Below are 19,697 nucleotides of genomic sequence, written 5' to 3'. Positions count from 1 at the left end.
AGCCAGTGGGCCGGCCTGAGCGCCGGGCCCCGGCGAAACAGGCTGCCGGCGGCTGGCTGGCGCGTCGGCGCCCGCAAGGTGGGGTGGCCGAAGCCACACTCGCCACCCGCCCGGGAGGTGGACCTTCCCGTCCATGGACGCACGAAGGGCGCGGGGGACCGCGTCGGGTCCCCCACGCCCTCGTGGGAATGCGGGCTGCTGTTCAGGCGAGCTCCTGCTCCGCGGGCGCGCCAGACCTCAGCGGCTCACTGCTCCGGCGCGATTTCCCGCACGGACAGCCACTTGAAGTCCACGTCGTCGGTGCTGTCCCAACGGAACGTGGCGATGGGGCCGCCCCACGTGAGCGGAATCGCGCCATCCGCGCCGCCGCAGTGCTCGGCGTCGCCGCCCCAGTCACCGGCGTCCACGAAGTCGTAGACCTTCTTCCAGGAGACCTTGTCGGCGTTATCGTTGAGGTACAGCTCCAGGTGCACGGCCTCCTTGCCGTTGACCTGCGTGTTCCGCATCACCGTCTTGAAGCCCACCCAGCGCCCCGTCAGCGGCTCCGTCACCTTCTTGTACGGCGCCTGCTCGTAGGAGACGTGCCACGCCTCCTTCTGGAAACGAGCCTGGCCGTTGAAGTGCAGCGCGCCCTTGTAGCTGCTGCCCTCACAGCCCTCGTGGTCGTCGTTGTGCTTCCCGCCACGCGCATACATGTCGAAGTTGTCGGACTCATCGGACGCGGAGTTGAGCTTCACGAAGCCCGTCATCTCGACGTTCTTCCAGTCATTCGGCGACTGCATGTAGCCACGGCTGGCGAGCACGTCACGGTCATACGTGGCGATCTCATTCGGCTTGTAGCCGGTGGACGTGAAGACGTTCATGCGCACCTTGTCGCTCTTGAGATTCCAGGAGCCGTCCGAGTTGCGCGTGAGGTCGTCCTGCGGATCGAAGCGGCTGTCGGACATCGCGTCGTCGGCCAGGAACCACTGCTCACCGCCGGCGACGGTCGGGTGGATCATCGTCACGCCGAACTTGTCCGCGCCCGACTCGACAGGCTGCTCGGGCTCGGTCGACGGGTCCTCGGGCTCGGTCGAGGGCTCGCCGGGAGGCGTGGTGGCGACAGGTCCATCCGGCGACGTGTCAGAGTCCCCAGGGGCCGGGGTGCCAGGGGTCTGGCTACCGGGCGCCTGCTCGGACGGAGAGGGAGCAGGCAACTGCCCAGGCTGGCCAGGGGTCTCGGTCCGCCCTGGCGCGTTGGAATCCTCGTGACCAGCTTCATTTCCGCAGCCCGTGATGGCGGCCAGAGCGAAGAGCGCACCACACGTCGAGGAGAGAAAACGATTCCGAGTCAAAATAGCGTCCTTACTGCTTGAGGCATGAGGGTGACGAGCCCCCAGGCGCCTATCGCCTGGAGGTGGCTCGACGCGTCCTTCCGTCGGGAGGAGTAGCTGCCCTCAGGGACGGTGACGCCTGGCTGGTCTCATAGCCCCGTGTTTGATTTTTCCAACCGGGACGGTTCCAAACCCATCGCCTTCAAGACCACTTCCCAGACCTTTGGGATGTTCTTGACTGCCCGTATGCCCTCCAAGCCACAGAGGGAGCACGGTCGCATTATGCCCGGGTCCTTCGGTTTTCCCGATGGAGTGTGGCTGGAATTCCTATTTGCGGAAGGCTCGGATGACTCCTATCTGACGCCCCCATATGGAAACCTTCCAAAGCGTCGGTAGCCCGGGCCTGTGGGCCGGCTTTATCGCCTTCGTCATCGCGATGCTGGCGCTCGATCTCGGCGTCTTCCACCGCAAAGCCCATGTGGTGAAGTTCAAGGAGGCCCTGGGCTGGAGCGTGGTGTGGGTCAGCCTGGCGCTCGTCTTCGGCGCGGGGGTGTGGTGGAAGTTCGGGCCCGAGCCCGGCCTCCAGTTCATCACCGGCTACCTCATCGAGAAGTCGCTGTCCGTCGACAACATCTTCGTCTTCGTCGTCATCTTCTCGGCGCTGCGAATCCCCTCGATGTACCAGCACCGGGTCCTCTTCTGGGGCATCCTCAGCGCGCTGGTGCTGCGAGCCATCATGATTTTCGCGGGCGTGGCGATGCTGGCCCGCTTCCACTGGCTCATCTACGTCTTCGGCGGCTTCCTCATCCTCACGGGCGTGAAGCTCTTCCTCCAGCGCAACAAGGAGGACAACCCGGAGGAAGGCGCGCTGATGCGCCTTGCCCGGCGGACCATCCCCTCGACGCCCAACTTCGACGGGCACCACTTCTTCACCGTGGAGAACGGCCGCAAGCTGGCCACCCCGCTGCTGATGGCGCTCCTGCTGGTGGAGGCGTCGGACATCCTCTTCGCGCTCGACTCCATCCCCGCCATCTTCGCCGTGACGACGGATCCCTTCATCGTCTTCACGTCCAACATCTTCGCCATCCTCGGCCTGCGCTCCATGTTCTTCATGCTGTCCGGCGCGGTGGAGAAGTTCAGCTACCTGAAGGTGGGCCTCTCCGCGGTGCTCGTCTTCGTCGGCGCGAAGATGGCGCTCATCGACTTCGTGAAGGTGCCGCCCGCGGTGTCCCTGTCGGTCATCGCCGGCCTGCTGGGCGCGAGCATCGTCGCGTCGCTCATCAAGGCCCGGCACACGCCCACCGACGGCGCCGACGCGCACAAGGTCTGAGCCGCACCGCGGCCTCACGCCGCGCTTTCAAGCCCACTCCGCGCAGCATGCGGGGTGGGCTTTCTTGCGTCTGGCGTAGCGGTGAAGACGGAGCCCCAAAAGCAGAAAGGCCGTGAGTCCCGATTCGGACTCACGGCCTTTCTTGAGTGGGCGCAGCAGGGTTTGAACCTGCGACCCCTGCCGTGTGAAGGCAGTGCTCTACCGCTGAGCTATACGCCCTTCTGCTGTCTGCTGCCCGCCGCCGGTGTTGCCAGCGGCGAACGCGGGTGTAGATGCCATTCGCCCGCTCAGGTGTCAACGCATTTTCGACTACAGCGCGCCGAGCTTCTCATCGAGCTCGCGCAGCCGGCGCTTGAGGCCGGACAACTGCTTGCCCAGGGCCTTGAACTCGCTGCGGGGCGCGAAGTTCAGCGCCTTCATCAGCTCCTCCTGCCCCCGGTCGAGCGCCTGCTTGCCGCGCTGGGCCTTCCCAATGGCGTTGGCGATGGCCATGGCGCGACGGTCGTCGGCCATGAGCTTCTCCATGGCCTTGCCTGACACGTTGAGGGCCTGCTTCTTCAGGTCGTCCTTGATTCCCATGGGGTCTCTCGCTCAGGGCTCGTCGATGAACTGCGTCCGCAGCTGCGCGAAGACGCGGTCGGCGATGCCCTTGTACTTCATGCGTTCGATCAGCGGCTGCAGGTCGCCCTTCATGGAGATGCGGCGCTTGAGCACCGCCTCCACCGGGTCCAGCGTCCCCTTGAGGAGCTGCTTCCAGACGCTGTAGGGCGCGCGGGCCAGGTACACCGGCTCCAGCTCGTCCAGGTCGTCTGGATCCGCCAGGACGCGCGCCTTCTCGATGCGGCAGTCGCCGGGGACGACGTGCACCACGAAAGCCTTCGCCAGCTTGCCGGGCTCGGCTTCCACCACCGCCCCGAAGTCGCCCGTCCAGCCCTTGCCGGCCATGGCGCACTCGGGATCCTCATTGGTGAGGCGGACCGCTTCGTCCACCCACTCCTTCGACGGGAACTTCGCCATCTGGACTCCTAGCCCCTCCGGAAGATGCTCTTGATACTGGAGAAGAGCCCCCGGTCGTCGCTCCCGCTGCTGCTGGAGCTGGGCATCTGCTGTGAGTGACGCGACGCGACCTCCTGGAGCGCCCGCTTGAGCTGCTCCGGCGTGTCGCGGGTGGCGAGGTCCACCTTGCGCATGCCGCTCGCTTCCTCCACCGTCACCTGGAGCAGACACTCCTCGGTGAGGCGGAAGTCGATCTTCCGGCCGGCGGCGGCCGAGGGCACGCGAACCGTGCCCAGATATTCGTTGTCCACCAGCAGGTCACTGTCCCCCTGGTAGATGTCCAGCTCGATGAAGGGCGAGCCCGGCTCCTTGGGCGGAGGCAGGCGGAAGCTCTTCACCATGGGAATCAGCGAGTTCTTCTCGATGATGCGCTTCACGCGCCCGTTGGGCATCGCGTAGCCGATGGGCATGGACAGCGCGTCCAGCAGCGTCACCGCGTCGATGCTGCCCAGCGAGTCGCCCAGCAGCGCCGCGCCCAGGGCCACGCACTCGTCCGGGTGGACGCCCTTGCGCGGCGCCTTGCCGAAGTGCGCCTGGATCTTCTGCTGCACCAGCGGCATGCGGCTCTGGCCGCCCACCAAGATGATCTCGTCGATCTCCGCGCGGGAGATGCCCTTCTCCGCCAGCACCCGGTCGCAGATCTCGAAGGTGCGGTCCACCAGGTCGCCGGTGAGGCTGTTGAGGAACTCGCGCGTCAGGGGGATGCGCATGTCCATCGGCTTGCCCTTGCGCTCGTCGATGTAGGGCAGATCGATGACGACGTTGGGGATCAGCGTGAGGTCGATCTTCGCCGCCTCCGCCGCGTTCTTGATGCGCTGGAGCGCGATGGGGTTCTCCGTGTTGAGGTCGACCTTCGTCTCCTCCCGGAAGCGCTCCAGCGCGTACTCCATGATGCGGTTGTCGAAGTCCGCCCCACCCAGGAAGGTGTCGCCGCCGGTGGCCAGGACCTCGAAGACATTGCCGGCCAGGTGCAGCACGGAGACGTCGAAGGTGCCGCCACCCAGGTCGTAGACGAGGACCTTCTGATCCAGGCCCCGGTTGAAGCCGTAGGCCAGCGCCGCCGCGGTGGGCTCGTTGACGATGCGCTTCACGTCGAAGCCCGCCAGCCGGCCGGCCTCCTTCACCGCGTTGCGCTGGTTGTCGTTGTAGTAGGCCGGGACGGAGATGACCGCCCCCTCGATGGGGCCGCCCAGGAACTGCTCCGCGATCGTCTTCACCTGGCCCAGCACGAAGCTGGACACATGGGGCAGCGAGTACAGCTTGCCGCCCATCATCACCGCGGCGTCCCCGTTGGCACCCTCGACGATGTCGTACGGGAAGTAGCCCCGGAGCTCCTCCACCGTCTTGGAGTTGTACTTCCGCCCGATGAGCCGCTTGGTTCCCCAGAGCGTGTTCTTCGGGTTGGTGACCATCTGGTCCTTGGCCACCCCGCCCACCAGCAGGTCGCCGCGCGCCGACAGTGCCACGACGGAGGGCAGCGTGAGGTTGCCGCGATCGGTGGGGACGATCTTCGGGATGCGGTTGCGGACGGACGCCACCAGCGTGTTGGTGGTTCCGAGGTCAATCCCGATGATGCGAGGTCTGTCCGCCATGAAGTGAGGGGGCTCGTGCCAAAAGACGCCGCCCCTGATTCCACTGTCTATCACGTCGCGCACGGGAGTGCGCGTTTCTGGGCGACGGGGTCAGTCCACCGGGTCCGATCCACCCGGAGGGGGACCATCCTGCCCCACGGACGCCTCGGGCTCCGCCTCCGGGGTGGACAGGATGCACCGGTCGAACGGTGCGTCCTCCCCGCCGGGCAGTTCCTGGAGGAACCGGGACGGACGCAGGAGGATCCGCGCCCCGTCCCGGGGCAGTACCGACTGGGGGTACACCAGCGCCAGCGAGTCCCGCGCCCGGGTCAGGGCCACGTAGAACAGCCGCCGCTCCTCCTCCTCCTCGGGCAGGCGCGTGGCCAATGACAGCGGAAACCGCCCGTCCGCCAGCCACAGGACGAAGACGGCCCGCCACTCGAGCCCCTTGGCCTGATGGACGGTGGACAGCGTCAGGCACGCCTCCGGCCCCTCCTCTCTCAAGGCCTCCCCCGCCGCGAACTCCGACACCAGGGCGATCTCCGACAGGAAGCGCGCCACGTCCTCGAAGCGGCCGGCGAACTCCGCCAGCTGGCGGACGTCCTCCTCCCGGTGCTCCTCCTCGGAGAACTCCGCCCGGAGGAAGTCCGCGTAGCCCCCGGCGAGGACGTCCTCGATGAGGCGCCCCGGTGAGGGGGACGCCTCCGGCCGGGTCAACCTCCCCATCAGGTCACCGAAGGCCTGGAAACCCTTCTGCGCCTTGCGTGGCAGGTGCGCGCGGACGTCCGCGTGGGCCAGCCCCTCCGCCAGGGGTGTCCCCTCCGGCGATGCGCGCAGCGCGGTCCACAGGTGCTCGGCCGTCGCCGGTCCCACGCCAGGGACGCGCCGGATGACGCGCTTGAAGGCCAGCTCATCCCCCGGGTTGTTCACCAACCGGAGGTGGGCCAGCACGTCCTTGATGTGGGACTGCTCGAAGAAGCGGACGCCCGAGCGCACCCGGAAGGGGATGCCGCGCCGGGTCAACTCCAATTGGAGCTCCAGCGAGTGGTTATGGGCCCGGTACAGCACGGCCATGGCCTCCAGGGACAAGCCCTGGTCGCGGAGCTCACCGATGCGCAGGGCCACGTAGGCGGCCTGCTCGCCGGCGTCCCGGGCGGGGACGACGAGCGGCTTGACGCCCGGGGACCGAGCCGCCGTCAGCACCTTGGGGAACTGGTTCGTGTTGAGCGCGATGGAGGTGTTGGCCAGCCGCAGGATTTCCGGCGTGGAGCGGTAGTTGCGCGTCAGCGCATGGACGGAGCAGCCCGGGTAGCGTTCGGGGAAGCCGATGATGTTGGTGAAGTCCGCGCCCCGGAAGCTGTAGATGGACTGGCAGTCGTCCCCCACCACCGTGAGGTCCTTGCGCTCTCCGGCGAGCATATCCACCAGGTCGCCCTGGAGCCGGTTGGTGTCCTGGTACTCGTCCACGAGCACGCAGCGGAAGCGCTCGGTGAGCTGCGCCTTCACGTCCGGGTGATGCGTCAGCAGGCGCTTGAGGTGCACCAGCAGGTCATCGAAGTCCATCAGGTGCATCTGCGCCTTGCGCTGCTGGAAGCGCGCGGCGGCGGCGAGCACCTCGGGCGCCAGCGGCAACATCTGCGGCCGGCGGTCCATCAGCACGTGCGACACGGGCTGCTGGAGGTTGGCCGCCAGGGAAACCAGGTCCAACACCAGGTCTGGCCGGGGGAAGCGCTTGTCGCTCTTGAGCCGGCGCTCGGCGATGCACGTCACCATCAAGTCCCGCGCGTCCTCGCGGTCCAGCACGGTGAAGTTCTTGGAGAAGCCCAGCACGCCCGCGTACTGGCGCAGCAGGACGTGCGCGGCATGGTGGAAGGTGCCGCTGAGGATGCGCCGCACGTCCACGAAGGCGCCGGCCAGCTCCTCCACCCGGCGCGTCATCTCCCGGGCCGCCTTGTTGGTGAAGGTGAGCAGGAGGATGCCCTCGGGCGGAACACCCCGCTCCAGCATGCGCGCCACCCGGAAGGTCAGCGTGCGCGTCTTGCCGGAGCCCGCGCCGGCAATCACCAGCACGGGCCCCTCCCCCGCCTCCACCGCGCGCAGCTGCTCCTCGTTGAGGAGCGCGGCGTAGTCGATCCGCAGCGAGGGCGGCGCGGCCGGGGCCTGGAGCGTATCGGTGCGGGAGGCCATGGGGACGCAGACTCTAACCGGCCCGGCGCACCGGGACACCCGGATCAGGGAACCGGCTTGAGCGCGGTCAGCCGGGCGGACGCGGCCTCGCGGACCTGGGGCGACGGATCCCGCTCCCGGGCCACCTCCAGGAGCAGCCGCCCCACCTGCGGCAGCTTCGTCGCCACCACGTCCAGCGCGGCGGTGCGCTCCTTCACGGCGTTCTCCAGTCGGTCACGCACACCACGGTCCGCGCACGTCTTCACGCCGGGCGACTGCTCACGCAGCAGCAGCTCCGCGTCCGCCAGCCGCGCGTCCGCCAGCCGCTTGGCGTCCGCCGCCTTGCGCTCGAACTCCGCCAGGTCCTCGGGGAACTCGGTGCTCGCGGACCGGGCACGGGCGATGGCCGCCGCGGCGAAGTTCGCGTTGACGGCCGCCGCGCAGAGCTGCCGCGCCGACGCCAGGGGAACACGCCCTTCGGGCGTCACCGGCTCCTCCTGCGCCACCTCCAGGGACCACAGCGCCAGCTGCCGCGCCGCCACCGCCGCGGAGAAGTGCTGGCGCCGCTCCTCGCGAATCTGCACCCAGCGCCGCAGGATGACCGGATCCGGCACGCCCGACTCAGCGGCGCGCTGGTACTCCGTGGACGCCTGGGCCAACTGGCCGGACAGGTCCAGCAGCACCGCCACCGTGAGGTACATCTCCGCGCTGGTGGCGCGCTCGCGCAGGGCATCCAGGCGCGAGGCCACCTCGTACTCCGCCACGGGCCTGGGCAGCGCCGCCAGCACCGTGCGCAGGGACTCCAGGGCGTGCTGACGGATCAGCGGGTTGCGCGCCGCGCGCAGGCTCTCCAGCAGCGGATCCAACACGCGCACCGACACGTGCTGCCCCAGCTCCTCCGCGGCCTGCCAGCGGTCCAGGGCATCGGGCGCCACCAGCGCGCGGTTCAGGTCCTCCACCCCGCGCAGGTAGTGTCCCACGTGGGCGGCTTGGGCCAGTGGCTCCGGCCGGGCCAGGGCGGCGCGCTCGGCGCGGGCGTGGGCCAGCCGCTCCGGGAAGGCGGTGAGCTTCGGGCCCAGGGGATGGGCCTTCACCCGGGCCTCGGCCTCGTCCACCAGGCCGGAGACGAGCAGTCCTTCCACCTCCAGTTGCAGTAGCAGGACGCGCGCCTCCTCGCGGTGCGCGCCGGCCGGGTGCTCCTTGAGGTACGCGAAGAGCTTCGTCGCGCCGGAGGCCTTGGCCTGCGCGAAGGCTTGAGCATCCAGGCGGGCCTCCACGTCCTGGCGGCGGGGATCATCCGGCGACGCGCGCAGGTACTCCGCCAGCTTGCGCGGATCCTCCGTGGTGGCCAGCTCACGTGCTTCCGCCTCCGCCAGCAGGCGCTTCGCCTCGTCGCGCTGGACGCCGTCGGGGTGCTCCTGGAGGAACTGGCGCCAGCCGGCGACGGTGTCCGTCTCCTTCGCCCCGTTGAAGCGCAGGCCCTCCAACAGCGTCTTCGCCGTGCGCGCCTGGGCCGCGTCGGGGTACGCCTCCAGGAAGCGCTTATAGGCAATCACCGTGTGCAGGCGCTTCGCTTCCTCGAACTCCAACTCCTCCAGTCGCGCCTCGGCCGCGTCGGTGTCCGGGTGCGTGGGGTATTCGCGAAGGAAGGCGCGATAGCCGTCGATGGTGTCCTTCTTCGCCGCGCGGTCATACGGCGAGGGGATGCAGCCAGTGGCCAGCAACAGGACGGCGAGGGCTCGGCGAAAGGAGGCCATGTCCCTGGAGCAATACCGCACCCGCGCCCACCCGGAAACCCAAGCGCGGACGGACGGTTGCCTGGGTAGGTTTTTTGACGACACAGCTCCCCGGGCGGACCATGTGCCCCCAGGACGCTACAGGGAGGTCGCACCATGAGGACAGTCACGCTGATGGGAATCCTCGCCACGCTGGCGACCGGCTGCGCCACCACGGGCGCGCCGCTGGAGCCGTGGCTGGACTCCTACAGTCTTCGCTACCGCTCCGCCTCCCCGCCCGCCTTCCCGCGCGAGTCCCTCTCCAAGCAGGTGGCCACCGCGAACCGCGAGGCGCCCGCGGCGCGTCCCGGCACGGTGGCCGCCCGCCCCGCCAAGGCGCCGGGTGGCAAGTCCCGCGCGACGCCGGCCCGGGCCACGCGCCCCACCCCCGTGGCCGGTGATGCGCGCGCCAAGGTGGTGACCACGGCGCGGGCGCTGGTGGGCAAGACGCAAGTCGCACTCAACGGCCGCAAGTACCCGTCCGACTGCACCGGCCTCATCGAAGGCGTCTACGCCCAGGCCGGCGTCACCTTCCGGGGGACCGTGCAGCCCGGCGACAACGGCGTCACCGCCATGTACCGCTTCGCCCGCTCGCGAGGCCGCGTGTACTCGGAAGAGCGGCCGACCCCGGGCGACCTCGTCTTCTTCAACGAGACGTATGACCAGAACCGCGATGGGCGCCGCAACGACGGCCTCACCCACGTGGGCATCGTGGAGAACGTGAGCGCCAGCGGGACGGTCACCGTCATCCACCGCGTGCGCCGAGGCGTCGTGCGCTACCGCATGAACCTGGAACGCCCGCATCTTCGGAGGGATCCGAAGACGGGCGAGGTCCTCAACGACATGCTCCGGCACCCGGGCCCCAACCGCGAGCCCGTCCTCACCGGGCAGCTCTTCGGGGGCTACGGCAGCGTGCTGCCCAAGAGCCCCAAGGCCCAGAAGCCCGTCCCCGTGGCGCTCCGGTAACGGGCTCCTGGAGTCCGACTACGCGCGCGCCGTCCGGTCCCACGCGGCGCGCTGCGAGTTGCGCAGGAAGCGCCAGAACCCCACGACGATGGCCAGGTTCATGGTCACGAAGTAGTACGCCACCGACGCGGCCTTCTTCGCCGTGCCCCGCTTCAGCACCCCCGTCTTCCCCAGGTACGCGAGCGCGTAGAACAGCACCTGGCTGAACAGGGTGAACTGGTAGAAGAGCCGGTCCAGCAGGAACAGGTTCGCCACCAGCGCCATCCCCATCAGCGCGGGGGCGCACCAGCGCAGCAGCTTGTGTGACCAGAAGGCGAAGGCCGGGAAGCCCGCGGTCGGCAGCAGCAGCCCGGGCACCATGCGGATGCTCTGGAAGTTGCCCGCGGCGATGCGCGCCCGGCGGCCGAACTCCTTGCCGTAGTCCTCCGTGGTCTCCTCGTGCGCCACGGCGTGCTCTTCGTAGACGACCTTGTAGCCCTGATCCAGGATGCGCAGCGGAATCACGAAGTCGTCCACGATGGTGGACGGCGGCAGCAGGGTGAACAGCGAGCGCCGGATGGCATAGAGGCCGCCGTTGGCGCCCACCACCGCGCCGCGCCGCCCCTCGTACATCTTGATGAGCGACTCGTAGCGCCAATACGCGCGCTCCTCGTAGTCCTGCTTCGTGGGGTTGTAGAGCCGCAGCCTGCCGCAGACGGCCCCCACCTCCGGGTCCTCGAAGTGGCGCACCAACCGCTCGATGGCCTCGGGTTCAATCATCGTGTTGGCGTCGGAGAGAACGACGATGTCCCCCTGAGCCATGGGGATGCAGCGGTTGAGCACCGTCGTCTTGCCCGCCCGCGGCGCCGGCGAAAGCCGCACGCGCGCGTCGGAGCAAGCGCGGACGATGTCATCCGTCCCGTCCGACGAACCATCCGAACCGATGAGCACCTCGAACCGCTCCGCCGGGTACGCCAGCGCGAGGCTGTTCTCCAGCTTCTGCTGGATGCACGAAGCCTCGTTGTAGGCCGCCACCACCAGACTCACCGAGGGCAACGCCCGCTGCCCGCCGGAGCCTTGATTGGCTGTTTCCGCGCGCCGTACATCGCGGGCGTTCCTGAGCACCTGCGCGGCCCCTTCAAGCAAAAAAAGGCTCAAGGGGTAGAGAAAGTAAGTGTGTGCTAGCAGCAGCACGGCACACCAGAAGAAGACATCCGCCATCAACCCTGCCTCCCAGCACCCAGTCCTCGAAACGGGTCCGGGTTCAGCAAGAGGCGTGCCTCCTCCAGGCGCTTGAAATCACATGCAGTCGCGCGACGGAGGGCTCCGCACTGGGTGAAGGACTGGACTTTCTCCAGCCCTCGAGGCGGCGGAAGCGGTCGTCGTTTCAGGGCGAGGCGGCGTCCGCGTCAATCTGCGCGATCAGCCGAGCCGCCGCCTGGTGTTGAGGGTTCAGCGCCACGGCGTCGTCCAGGAGTGAACGGGCGCCTGCCGTATCCTTCAGCTTCAGCGCCACGCGAGCACCGAGCAGGTAGGCGCGCAGCAGCGTGCTGTCGGCCTGGCGCAGCGCCTCCAGGTCCCTGGCCACCGCCTCGAGCGACTCCGGCGGCGACCCGGCGCTCAGCGCGTACTCGGCCCGAGCCAGCGTGCTCCACGGGTACGGAGCGCTCTCCACGTTGCGCAGACGCTCGGCCAGCGCCAGGGCGTCCGGCGCCGCCAGGACGGAGGCGTGGAGAGCGCGTGCCTTGAGCCGTGCCGCCGCGGCACTGGGCGGCTCGGACTCCGGCGCCTTGCGCAGTTGGGTCAGCTGCTCGTCCAGCTCCTTGCGAAGCGTGTCGGTGGTGACACGCAGGGACGCCATTTCGCGCGCGTTGGCGTCCTGCTCCTGCTGGAGTGAGGTGCGGCGAGCCACCTGGTCGGCAAGGACGCGCATCTTCGCCGCGGCCTCCAGCCCCCGGGCGATGGCAGCGCCCTGGAGACGCAGACGCTCGGCATCAGCCTGGACATCCGACAGACTCAGCGTGAGCGCTACCGCCAGCTCGGCCTGGACGCCGACGTAGCCGGGATTTTCGGTGGCGATGGTTCGCAGCCGATCGACGGCCCGCTCGCGGGAGGCGGAGTCATCTCGACGGAGCAGCACCGACGCACCGTCCGTCGCCTCCACCACCTTGGCGGGGATCTCCTCCCCGCGATTCTTCAGCGCGACGTAGCCCAGCGAGGCCACCACGATGAGTCCAACCAGGATGGCCAGCACCATCCTGGGACGGACTCGCTGGGAGTTGCCGTGCTCGAACGCCCGCGCTCCGTCCATCGACAGACGGGTGGACGCAATCAGGTCCGGAGGGAGCTCCAGGGGGGCCCGGCGTGATGCGGTTCCCGCCAGAGGCCCCAGGTCCGAGACACTGGAGTCATCGAGGGGGCTCAGCCCCCCTGCCCCGGCGCCCGGCGCCGCGGTGGGCTCCGAGTCTGGCGGGAGCTGGATGCCCCCTTCGGCGCCGGACAGCGGAGACAAGCCGAAGGGGCGCGTCGTTCGGACGCCCGCGAAGGGCTCGGCGGCATCCGGTGACGACGTGAGGGCATCGCCGGACAGGCTCGCGGGCGCGGGAACGGGCGGCACGGAGCCGAAGATCCGCGTCGACCCCACAGGTGCCTCGGAGACAGACGGCCGAACGGCGCTGAACGTCTGGCTGCGCCCCAATGGGGCCACGGAATCGCTCGCGGGAGGCACGGCGAATCCAACGGAGGCGCCGTCCGCCGAGGCAGCGCCCTGGGATGCAACCTGCGCCCCGCCGGCGTGAGTCGGGCTCGCGGGAGGCGCGTACGCACCAAAAGTCTGGGTCGCGTTGCCTGGCGCCACGGAGCCAGGTCCGGCACTCCCTGGCGCGCCGTGTTGCGGTCCGGAAACCGTGCCGTAGGTCTGCGTCCCTCCTACGGGGGAAATGACAGGTGCCACCGGAGGAACAGCGCCGAACATCTGTGTCCCGGCCCCGGGAGCTCCGCCCTGCGACGGGGTGCCAGCATCGGCCGCCGGTCCCCTGAAAGGCATCGTCCCGAACGCCTGCGTCCTGTCCACAGGGGGCACAGCCCCGAACGTCTGCGTGGCGCCAACGGGAGGCACCGCCCCGAACGCCTGCGTCGCGTTGTCGGCGCCCTGCCCCTTCGACGCCACCGCACCGTACGACTGCGTCGTCGTCACGGACGAACCCGCCGTGGCGCCAGGGGGAGTCCCCGCGAAGAGCTGCGTGGACTTCATGCTCGAGCGCGCGGGCCCTGCCCCGTCCGTCACCGCCGGAGTCGAGCGCGAGGGCGGCGGCGCACCGTGTGGCGTGGCCATGAACACGTGACCACAGCGCGTGCACTGAACGGAGGCGCCCCCCGGCGGCAGCAAGCGGGAGTCGAGGACGTACTGCATCGAGCACTGCGGGCACGAGATCTGCACTCGACGTGCTTACCACACGGGCCCGGCGTCGGGAGGCGCTCCAAGCGACGTGGCCGCCTGGAGGGTCTGCAACTTGGCGGAGCCCACGCCACGGACGGCATCCACGTCATCCCAGCTCTTGAAACCACCCTGCTCCTCGCGGGCCTCCACGAGGCTCCGCGCCAGGGAGCGCCCGACGCCCGGGAGCAGGGCGAGCTCCTCCTCGGTCGCCGAGTTCAAATCCAACGGACGCCCCAGGGCCAGCGCCTGGGCACCGGTCGGCACGGCGCCGTCTCCACAGGCGGCTACACCATCTGGACGGATCCGCACTGACTCAGCGGCGCAGTCCAACGCGGGCGCCGCATCCGGCCAGCGCAGGCGCGCGACGACGCCCACGCCCAACACCCCCAGCGCGACGGCTGCGAGCGCGGCAGTGCGGCTCGCCATGCGCTCAGACCTTCTCGCCCATCAGGGCCGCCATCTCGGAGACGGCGGAGACGCCTTCCGGCGGCATCGGCTGATCCAACCCGAAGGCGGTGTGCAACGCGCGCACGGCCAACTCCGTGTACTTGGCCTGGACCACGCAGGACACCTTGATCTCCGACGTGGAGATCATCTGGATGTTGATGCCCTCGGCGGACAGCGCCCGGAACATCCGCGCCGCCACACCCGAGTGATTGCGCATGCCCACACCCACGATGGACACCTTCGCGATGTCCCCGTCCGTCTGGATACCGGACGCGCCAATCTCCTCGGCGACCTTCCGCACCACGTCCTGCGCGGCGAGGAAGTCCGCCTTGCCCACGGTGAAGGTCACGTCCGTGCGTCCGTCCCTGGACGGGTTCTGCACGATGAGGTCCACCACGATGTGCTTCTCATCGAGCGGACCGAAGATCTTCGCCGCGGCGCCCGCGACGTCCGGCACACCGCACACCGTGATCTTCGCCTCGTTGCGGTCATACGCGACGCCGCGGACCAGCACATCCTCCATGGAACTGTCCTCCTCGCACACGAGGGTGCCGGGGTCGTCGGTGAAGGACGACTTCACCCAGAGCGGCACCTTGTACTTCATGGCGAACTCGACCGAGCGGATCTGCAACACCTTGGCGCCCACGCTGGCCAGCTCCAGCATCTCCTCGTAGGTGATGCGGTCCAGCTTTCGCGCGGACGGAACCATGTTGGGGTCGGTGGTGTAGACGCCGTCCACGTCCGTGTAGATTTCACAGGCGTCCGCGTTCAGCGCGGCCGCCACGGCCACGGCGGTGGTGTCGGAGCCGCCACGGCCCAGCGTGGTGACGCTGCCGGACTCGTCCATGCCCTGGAAGCCCGCCACCACGACGATGTGGCCCCGAGCCAGCGCGGCGCGGATGGGTTGCGCGTCGATGCTCTTGATTCGCGCTTTGGAGAAGGTGCTGTCGGTGACGATGCGCACCTGACGGCCGAGGAAGCTGGTCGCCTTCCCCTGCTGGGCGTGGATGGCCATGGCCAGCAGGCCGATGGAGACCTGCTCACCGGTGGCGACGACCACGTCCTGCTCGCGCTCGTCCGGCCGGTCGGTGATTTGCGCCACCAGTTTCAGCAGCCGGTTCGTCTCGCCGGACATGGCGGACACGACGACGACCACGTCATGCCCCGCCTCCTGGGCGGCCAGGCAGCGCAGGGCCACGCTCTTGATGCGGGCCACGTCACCTACGGAGGTACCGCCATACTTCTGGACGATGAGTGCCACGGCGCCTGCAACCTCCCTCTCCAGACGGGCGGGAGCTATACGAGCCCGGCTGGCGGGTGTAAAGCGCCGGCCAGCACCTCCGCACCCGTTTACGTTAGGGTGCCTGCCCTTTCGCCGCACCCATTGGAGTCCCGAATGTCGCGCCCCCGTATCCTCATCGACGGTGACACCCTGAAGCTCGAGGAAATCCTCCAGGTGGCTCGCAACGAGGCCACCGTGGAGCTGTCGCCCGACGCCGCCACCCGCGTGCGGGCCTCGCGCGCCCTGGTGGACCGCGTCGCCGCCGGAGACACGCCCGCCTACGGTATCAACACCGGCTTTGGCACGTTGGCCGAGGTCCGCATCGACAAGAAGGACCTGCGCGACCTCCAGCGCAACCTCATCCTCTCCCACGCGTGTGGCGTCGGCACGCCCCTCCCCCTTCCCGAAGCGCGGGCGCTCCTGCTGCTCCGTTGCAACGTGCTCGCCAAGGGCTACTCCGGCATCCGCATGGAGACGCTGGCCCTGGCGCTGGACATGCTGAACCGGGACGTCGTTCCCGTGGTCCCCGAGCGGGGCAGCGTGGGCGCCTCCGGGGACCTCGCGCCGCTGGCGCACCTGGCGCTCGTCTTCATCGGCGAAGGTGAAGCCTTCTACCAGGGGCAGCGGATGCCCGCGAAGCAGGCGCTGGAGCGCGCCGGCCTGCAACCGGTGGTGTTGGAGGCCAAGGAGGGCCTCGCCCTGGTGAACGGCACGCAGGCCATGTGCGCGGTGGGCACCCTGCTCCAGCTTCGCGCGGAGTCCCTGGCGGACATCGCCGACGTCGCGGGCGCCATGACGCTGGAGGGGCTGCTGGGAAGCCACAAGCCCTTCATTCCTGAGATTCACGACGTGCGCGCGCACCCGGGCCAGAAGGACGTCGCGGCGCACCTGCGGCGCATCCTGGTGGGCAGCGAGCTGGTGGAGTCGCACGTCAACTGCAGCAAGGTGCAGGACCCCTACTCCCTGCGCTGCATGCCGCAGGTGCACGGCGCTGCGCGCGAGGGCATCGCGTTCTCCCGGCGCATCCTGGAGGTGGAGGTCAACAGCGCCACGGACAACCCGCTCGTGTTCGCGGACACGGAGCGCATCGTGTCGGGCGGCAACTTCCACGGCCAGCCCATCTCCCTGGCCATGGACGTGGTGGCCATGGCGCTGACGCAGCTGTCGTCCATCAGCGAGCGGCGCGTGGAGCAGCTCGTCAACCCGTCGCTGTCCAACCTGCCGGCGTTCCTGGCGAAGAACTCCGGGTTGAACTCCGGCTTCATGATCGCGCAGGTGACCAGCGCCGCGCTGGTGGCCGAGTCCCGCGTGCTGAGCCACCCCGCGTCCGTGGATTCGATTCCGTCCTCCGCGGGCCGCGAGGACCACGTGTCCATGGGCATGACGGCGGCGCTCAAGGGCCGTCAGGTCAGCGACTTCGCCCGTTCGTGCCTCGCGATTGAAATCCTGGTGGCGGCGCAGGCCCTGGACTTCCGCCTGCCGCTGAAGCCCGGCAAGGGCGCCCTCGCGGCGTACGAGCTGGTGCGCTCGAAGGTCCCCCACATGGACAAGGACCGCGAGCTGCACCGGGACATCGAGGCGGTGAGCCAGCTCGTCGACTCTGGCGAGCTGCTCGCGGCGGTGCGCTCCGCCACGGCCTGACGCCGCACGAGCGACAGCGACGTCTCGCCCCATGACGAAGGGCCCGAAGCCATCGAGAGCAGGCGCTCGGCTCCGGGCCCTTCCCCGTGACATGCCCCGCGCGACGAACAGCGCCGCGCGGGGCGCATCCTGGCTTCAGCGGAACGGGCCGCGCACCTCGTAGGTGACGCCGTTGCCATCCGCCCCGCGCTGCGAGCTGAAGTACAGCCGCTGGCCATCCGGACAGAAGGCGGGGCCGGTGAGTTCGGAGCCCGCGTGCCCCACCACCTGGAGGAATGGCGCGACAGAGCGCTCAGGGCCCGGGGTGAAGAGGCACAGCTGGAGGTCGTCACCATCCTCAGCCACATAGAGGTCACCCGAGCGGGACACGGTGATGTTGTCCACGCCGCGCAGCGGCGACTCCGGGTAGAGGCCGTCGTCGTAGAGGATCTCCACCTTGCCGGTGGCCGGGGTGTGGGCCCAGACGCGATTGTCGCCCTTGGTCGTGAAGTAGATGGTGCCGCTGTCGTGCCAGCAGCCTTCGCCACCATCGAACGCGGTCGTCAGGAAACGGGCGCGCTGCAGAGACGCGGGAAGCGAGGCGGAGACCCTCACCCAGCTGAAGGTGGCGGCGCCATCCAGCGCGCTGCCATTCAGCTTCGCGGCCTCCAAGGTGCCCGAGGACAGCGAGGGCCACTGGGCGGGGGTGAAGCGGTAGAACCGCCCCTTCGGCCGATCCTCCGTCAAGTACAGGCGCATGCCCACCGGGTCCACGGCGACGGCCTCATGGGCGAAGGTGCCCAGCGCACTACGCCGCAGTCCCTGTGAGGGTTCCTGGGGATTGCATTCCCAGACATGGCCCCCATCCCATTCCTCACAGGACAACCAGGTGCCCCAGGGCGTGGCCCCCCCGGCGCAGTTGAGCTGGGTGCCTTCGAGGATGCGGTAGGCGCTCGTCACGTTGCCGCCTCCATCGAAGCGAATCGATGAGGCACCTCCAATCAGCGGCAACTCACAGTTGGAGGTGTAGACCCAGCCGCCATCGTCGGTGGGGAAACAGGTGCCGCCGTCCGGAGCGGCGTGCCACGTGTAGGGCGTGCCGGGGACCCGCTGTCCGGTGCGAGCGACGATACGTGAGCTGAAGCCCGCGGGCAGCCTCAGCCCCTGAGCATCCGGAGCACTGGCGATGGCACCGTAGGGGCCGGGCCCCGGCCGGGCGGGAGCGGCATGGACGGAACGCCAGAAACCCGGCCCCAGGGCCAGGAGTCCGCTGCTCATCGCCGTGAGTCGAAGGAAGCTCCTGCGCTGCATGGGCGTATCTCCATTCGCCAGAAGGCCCAGGAGATTGTGTTGCCCATGCCCGCGCGCCAACTCATCACGGGTCGGTCACCTTGTCGTTTGGGCGACAAGGCACCACGCAGGTCACGACAAGCCCTACACGCCGCGGCGTCGTGGCGTGCTCGCCGTCACCTGCCGCATGCTCCAGAGACACGTGGTGTCTCCAGTTGAATCCTTCATGGGCTCGACGGCCGCGAGGAACGCGCTCCGGACGTCTGCGGGAGCGACTGCGCCACGCCTCGAACCAGCGTGGCGTCCCCCTTTCAATCGCGCCTGGGCGAGCGGGTCCTCGCAGAGGCGCAGCCGTTCACCGGTTCAGGCCATGTTCGAGGCTTGCCCCGCGTCCCTTGAGCTGGCTGCGCAGCGCTTCCGTCGAAATCGAAGGCGTCCCCTCCGGAGCCATGAGCGTCTGTCCATCCTCGGCATAGAGCGCCGGGCGCCGGTACAGCATCCGAAGCGCGTGCAGGTGCGGGTACACCTGTGACGCTTCGGGGTTGAGCTCGCGCAGGTGCTTGCGAAGCAGCGGCGCGAACTTCGGGCTCATGGCCGGGAAGATGTGATGCTCCTGGTGGTGGCTGAAGTTGTAGTGCAACCAGTCCATCACCGGATGCGTCGCCACGCTGGCCGTGTTCACGAAGGGGTTGTCCGACTCCTCGTGCGCGGCCAGCAGCCAATGGTTGGTGGCGATGTAGATCATCAAGGTGATGTTGCCGATGAGGAGCGGAAGGATGAGCGCATAGAGCGCCCCCATTGGCCCCATCCACCAGCCCACCGCGACCCACCCCAGCAGCACGAGCACCGTGAGGACGCGCTCCCGCGTTCGATGCATGTGCACATGCTGGAACTGCGGCAGCCGGCTGTGGTGCCAGAGGAAGGCCTGTCCCTGGGCGGTGAAGAAGAAGCTGAAGCTGACGAAGCTCAGCAACGAGCCCGAGCCCGGAGACATCGCGTGGAACACCTTCGCGAACCACTGGGTCCGCCACTCGCTCTGCCGCGGCAGGATGTCCGGGTCCCGAACCAGGACGTTCGCCGCGCTGTGGTGTGCCTGGACGTGCCACGCCCGCCAGTTCCCCGGGGTCACCAGGAACGGGCTGAAGCCCACCCAGCCCAGGAGACTCTCCAGCGCCCTGCTGCGGAACACCGCGTGGTGCAGCGCCTCATGCGCCGCCAGCCCCACGGCCGTCACCATCTGCCCGAGCGCGAACGAGATGAGCAGGCACGCCCACCATGGCAGCCGCCCGCTTCCCGCGGCCCACATCAAGACCACCATCACCGGAACCAGCCCGAACGCGACGATGCCTCGCAGGGGCTGCGGCTGGAAGGACTCCGGCGGCATCACCCGGCGCAGCTCCGAACGCAGCCACCGGGGGTCATCGGCGGGAATGGGCCCCGCCTGGGGATTGGAAGAGTTCATG

The 19,697-nt window shown here is 69.0% G+C and carries 16 protein-coding genes and 1 tRNA gene; 4 read left to right on the top strand and 13 right to left on the bottom strand.

Going from position 1 to position 19,697, the window contains the following annotated elements:
- Positions 1 to 245 precede the first annotated feature (245 nt).
- Positions 246 to 1,334, bottom strand: a complete 1,089-nt coding sequence (locus tag HNV26_RS13520; RefSeq protein WP_171442155.1) for a carbohydrate-binding protein — start codon at positions 1,332 to 1,334, stop codon at positions 246 to 248.
- A 349-nt stretch (positions 1,335 to 1,683) separates the two neighbouring features.
- Between HNV26_RS13520 and HNV26_RS13515 the strand changes: the two genes are divergently transcribed.
- The gene (locus tag HNV26_RS13515; RefSeq protein WP_171442156.1) at positions 1,684 to 2,643 is read left to right on the top strand and encodes a TerC family protein; all 960 of its coding nucleotides are present in this window, start codon (positions 1,684 to 1,686) and stop codon (positions 2,641 to 2,643) included.
- 147 nt (positions 2,644 to 2,790) lie between these two features.
- Here HNV26_RS13515 and HNV26_RS13510 read toward each other — a convergent pair.
- From HNV26_RS13510 to HNV26_RS13485, 6 genes are all read right to left on the bottom strand, one after another.
- Positions 2,791 to 2,862 (bottom strand) — tRNA-Val (locus HNV26_RS13510).
- Between the two features lie 90 nt (positions 2,863 to 2,952).
- Positions 2,953 to 3,222 carry a hypothetical protein gene (locus HNV26_RS13505; protein ID WP_011553508.1) on the bottom strand — a complete coding sequence of 90 codons (270 nt, stop codon included), beginning with the start codon at positions 3,220 to 3,222 and terminating at the stop codon, positions 2,953 to 2,955.
- A 12-nt stretch (positions 3,223 to 3,234) separates the two neighbouring features.
- Positions 3,235 to 3,660 carry an SCP2 sterol-binding domain-containing protein gene (locus HNV26_RS13500; protein ID WP_171442157.1) on the bottom strand — a complete coding sequence of 142 codons (426 nt, stop codon included), beginning with the start codon at positions 3,658 to 3,660 and terminating at the stop codon, positions 3,235 to 3,237.
- A gap of 8 nt (positions 3,661 to 3,668) precedes the next feature.
- The gene (locus HNV26_RS13495) at positions 3,669 to 5,291 is read right to left on the bottom strand and encodes an Hsp70 family protein (protein WP_171442158.1); all 1,623 of its coding nucleotides are present in this window, start codon (positions 5,289 to 5,291) and stop codon (positions 3,669 to 3,671) included.
- 90 nt (positions 5,292 to 5,381) lie between these two features.
- Positions 5,382 to 7,457 (bottom strand): ATP-dependent helicase, encoded by a 2,076-nt coding sequence (locus HNV26_RS13490; protein WP_171442159.1) that lies wholly within the window; start codon positions 7,455 to 7,457, stop codon positions 5,382 to 5,384.
- A gap of 44 nt (positions 7,458 to 7,501) precedes the next feature.
- Positions 7,502 to 9,193, bottom strand: a complete 1,692-nt coding sequence (locus tag HNV26_RS13485; protein WP_216612224.1) for a HEAT repeat domain-containing protein — start codon at positions 9,191 to 9,193, stop codon at positions 7,502 to 7,504.
- A 135-nt stretch (positions 9,194 to 9,328) separates the two neighbouring features.
- On the opposite strand from HNV26_RS13485, the gene HNV26_RS13480 reads away from it, so the two are divergent.
- Positions 9,329 to 10,177: a CHAP domain-containing protein gene (locus HNV26_RS13480; protein ID WP_171442161.1), complete on the top strand. Its 849-nt coding sequence runs from the start codon at positions 9,329 to 9,331 to the stop codon at positions 10,175 to 10,177.
- Between the two features lie 18 nt (positions 10,178 to 10,195).
- On the opposite strand, the gene HNV26_RS13475 is transcribed toward HNV26_RS13480, so the two are convergent.
- Together HNV26_RS13475 and HNV26_RS13470 are read right to left on the bottom strand one after the other, a co-directional pair.
- A complete protein-coding gene (locus tag HNV26_RS13475; RefSeq protein ID WP_171442162.1) occupies positions 10,196 to 11,377 on the bottom strand; it encodes a glycosyltransferase family 2 protein in 1,182 nt (393 codons plus the stop codon).
- Between the two features lie 166 nt (positions 11,378 to 11,543).
- Positions 11,544 to 12,800: a tetratricopeptide repeat protein gene (locus HNV26_RS13470; RefSeq protein WP_366816861.1), complete on the bottom strand. Its 1,257-nt coding sequence runs from the start codon at positions 12,798 to 12,800 to the stop codon at positions 11,544 to 11,546.
- 496 nt (positions 12,801 to 13,296) lie between these two features.
- Here HNV26_RS13470 and HNV26_RS13465 point away from each other — a divergent pair, with 496 nt between their 5' ends.
- Positions 13,297 to 13,500: a hypothetical protein gene (locus HNV26_RS13465; protein WP_171442175.1), complete on the top strand. Its 204-nt coding sequence runs from the start codon at positions 13,297 to 13,299 to the stop codon at positions 13,498 to 13,500.
- A gap of 104 nt (positions 13,501 to 13,604) precedes the next feature.
- On the opposite strand, the gene HNV26_RS13455 is transcribed toward HNV26_RS13465, so the two are convergent.
- Both HNV26_RS13455 and HNV26_RS13450 read right to left on the bottom strand, forming a co-directional pair.
- Entirely contained in the window at positions 13,605 to 14,021 is a 417-nt protein-coding gene (locus HNV26_RS13455; protein WP_171442163.1) for a ComEA family DNA-binding protein, read from the bottom strand.
- A 4-nt stretch (positions 14,022 to 14,025) separates the two neighbouring features.
- Entirely contained in the window at positions 14,026 to 15,303 is a 1,278-nt protein-coding gene (locus HNV26_RS13450; RefSeq protein WP_171442164.1) for an aspartate kinase, read from the bottom strand.
- A gap of 135 nt (positions 15,304 to 15,438) precedes the next feature.
- Here HNV26_RS13450 and hutH point away from each other — a divergent pair, with 135 nt between their 5' ends.
- Entirely contained in the window at positions 15,439 to 16,965 is a 1,527-nt protein-coding gene (gene hutH, locus HNV26_RS13445) for a histidine ammonia-lyase (protein ID WP_090491396.1), read from the top strand.
- Positions 16,966 to 17,100: 135 nt separating this feature from the next.
- Here hutH and HNV26_RS13440 read toward each other — a convergent pair whose 3' ends face one another.
- Both HNV26_RS13440 and HNV26_RS13435 read right to left on the bottom strand, forming a co-directional pair.
- Positions 17,101 to 18,255 carry an alkaline phosphatase PhoX gene (locus HNV26_RS13440; protein ID WP_171442165.1) on the bottom strand — a complete coding sequence of 385 codons (1,155 nt, stop codon included), beginning with the start codon at positions 18,253 to 18,255 and terminating at the stop codon, positions 17,101 to 17,103.
- Positions 18,256 to 18,589: 334 nt separating this feature from the next.
- On the bottom strand, positions 18,590 to 19,696 hold the full coding sequence (locus tag HNV26_RS13435) for a fatty acid desaturase family protein (protein ID WP_171442166.1): 1,107 nt from the start codon (positions 19,694 to 19,696) through the stop codon (positions 18,590 to 18,592).
- Position 19,697: the final 1 nt, after the last annotated feature.

Origin of the sequence: Myxococcus xanthus (assembly GCF_013116825.1) — a bacterium.
GTDB classification, from domain to species: Bacteria; Myxococcota; Myxococcia; order Myxococcales; family Myxococcaceae; genus Myxococcus; species Myxococcus xanthus_B.
Note: the sequence above shows the minus strand (reverse complement) of the source record. Positions and strands in the feature narration are given on the sequence as shown.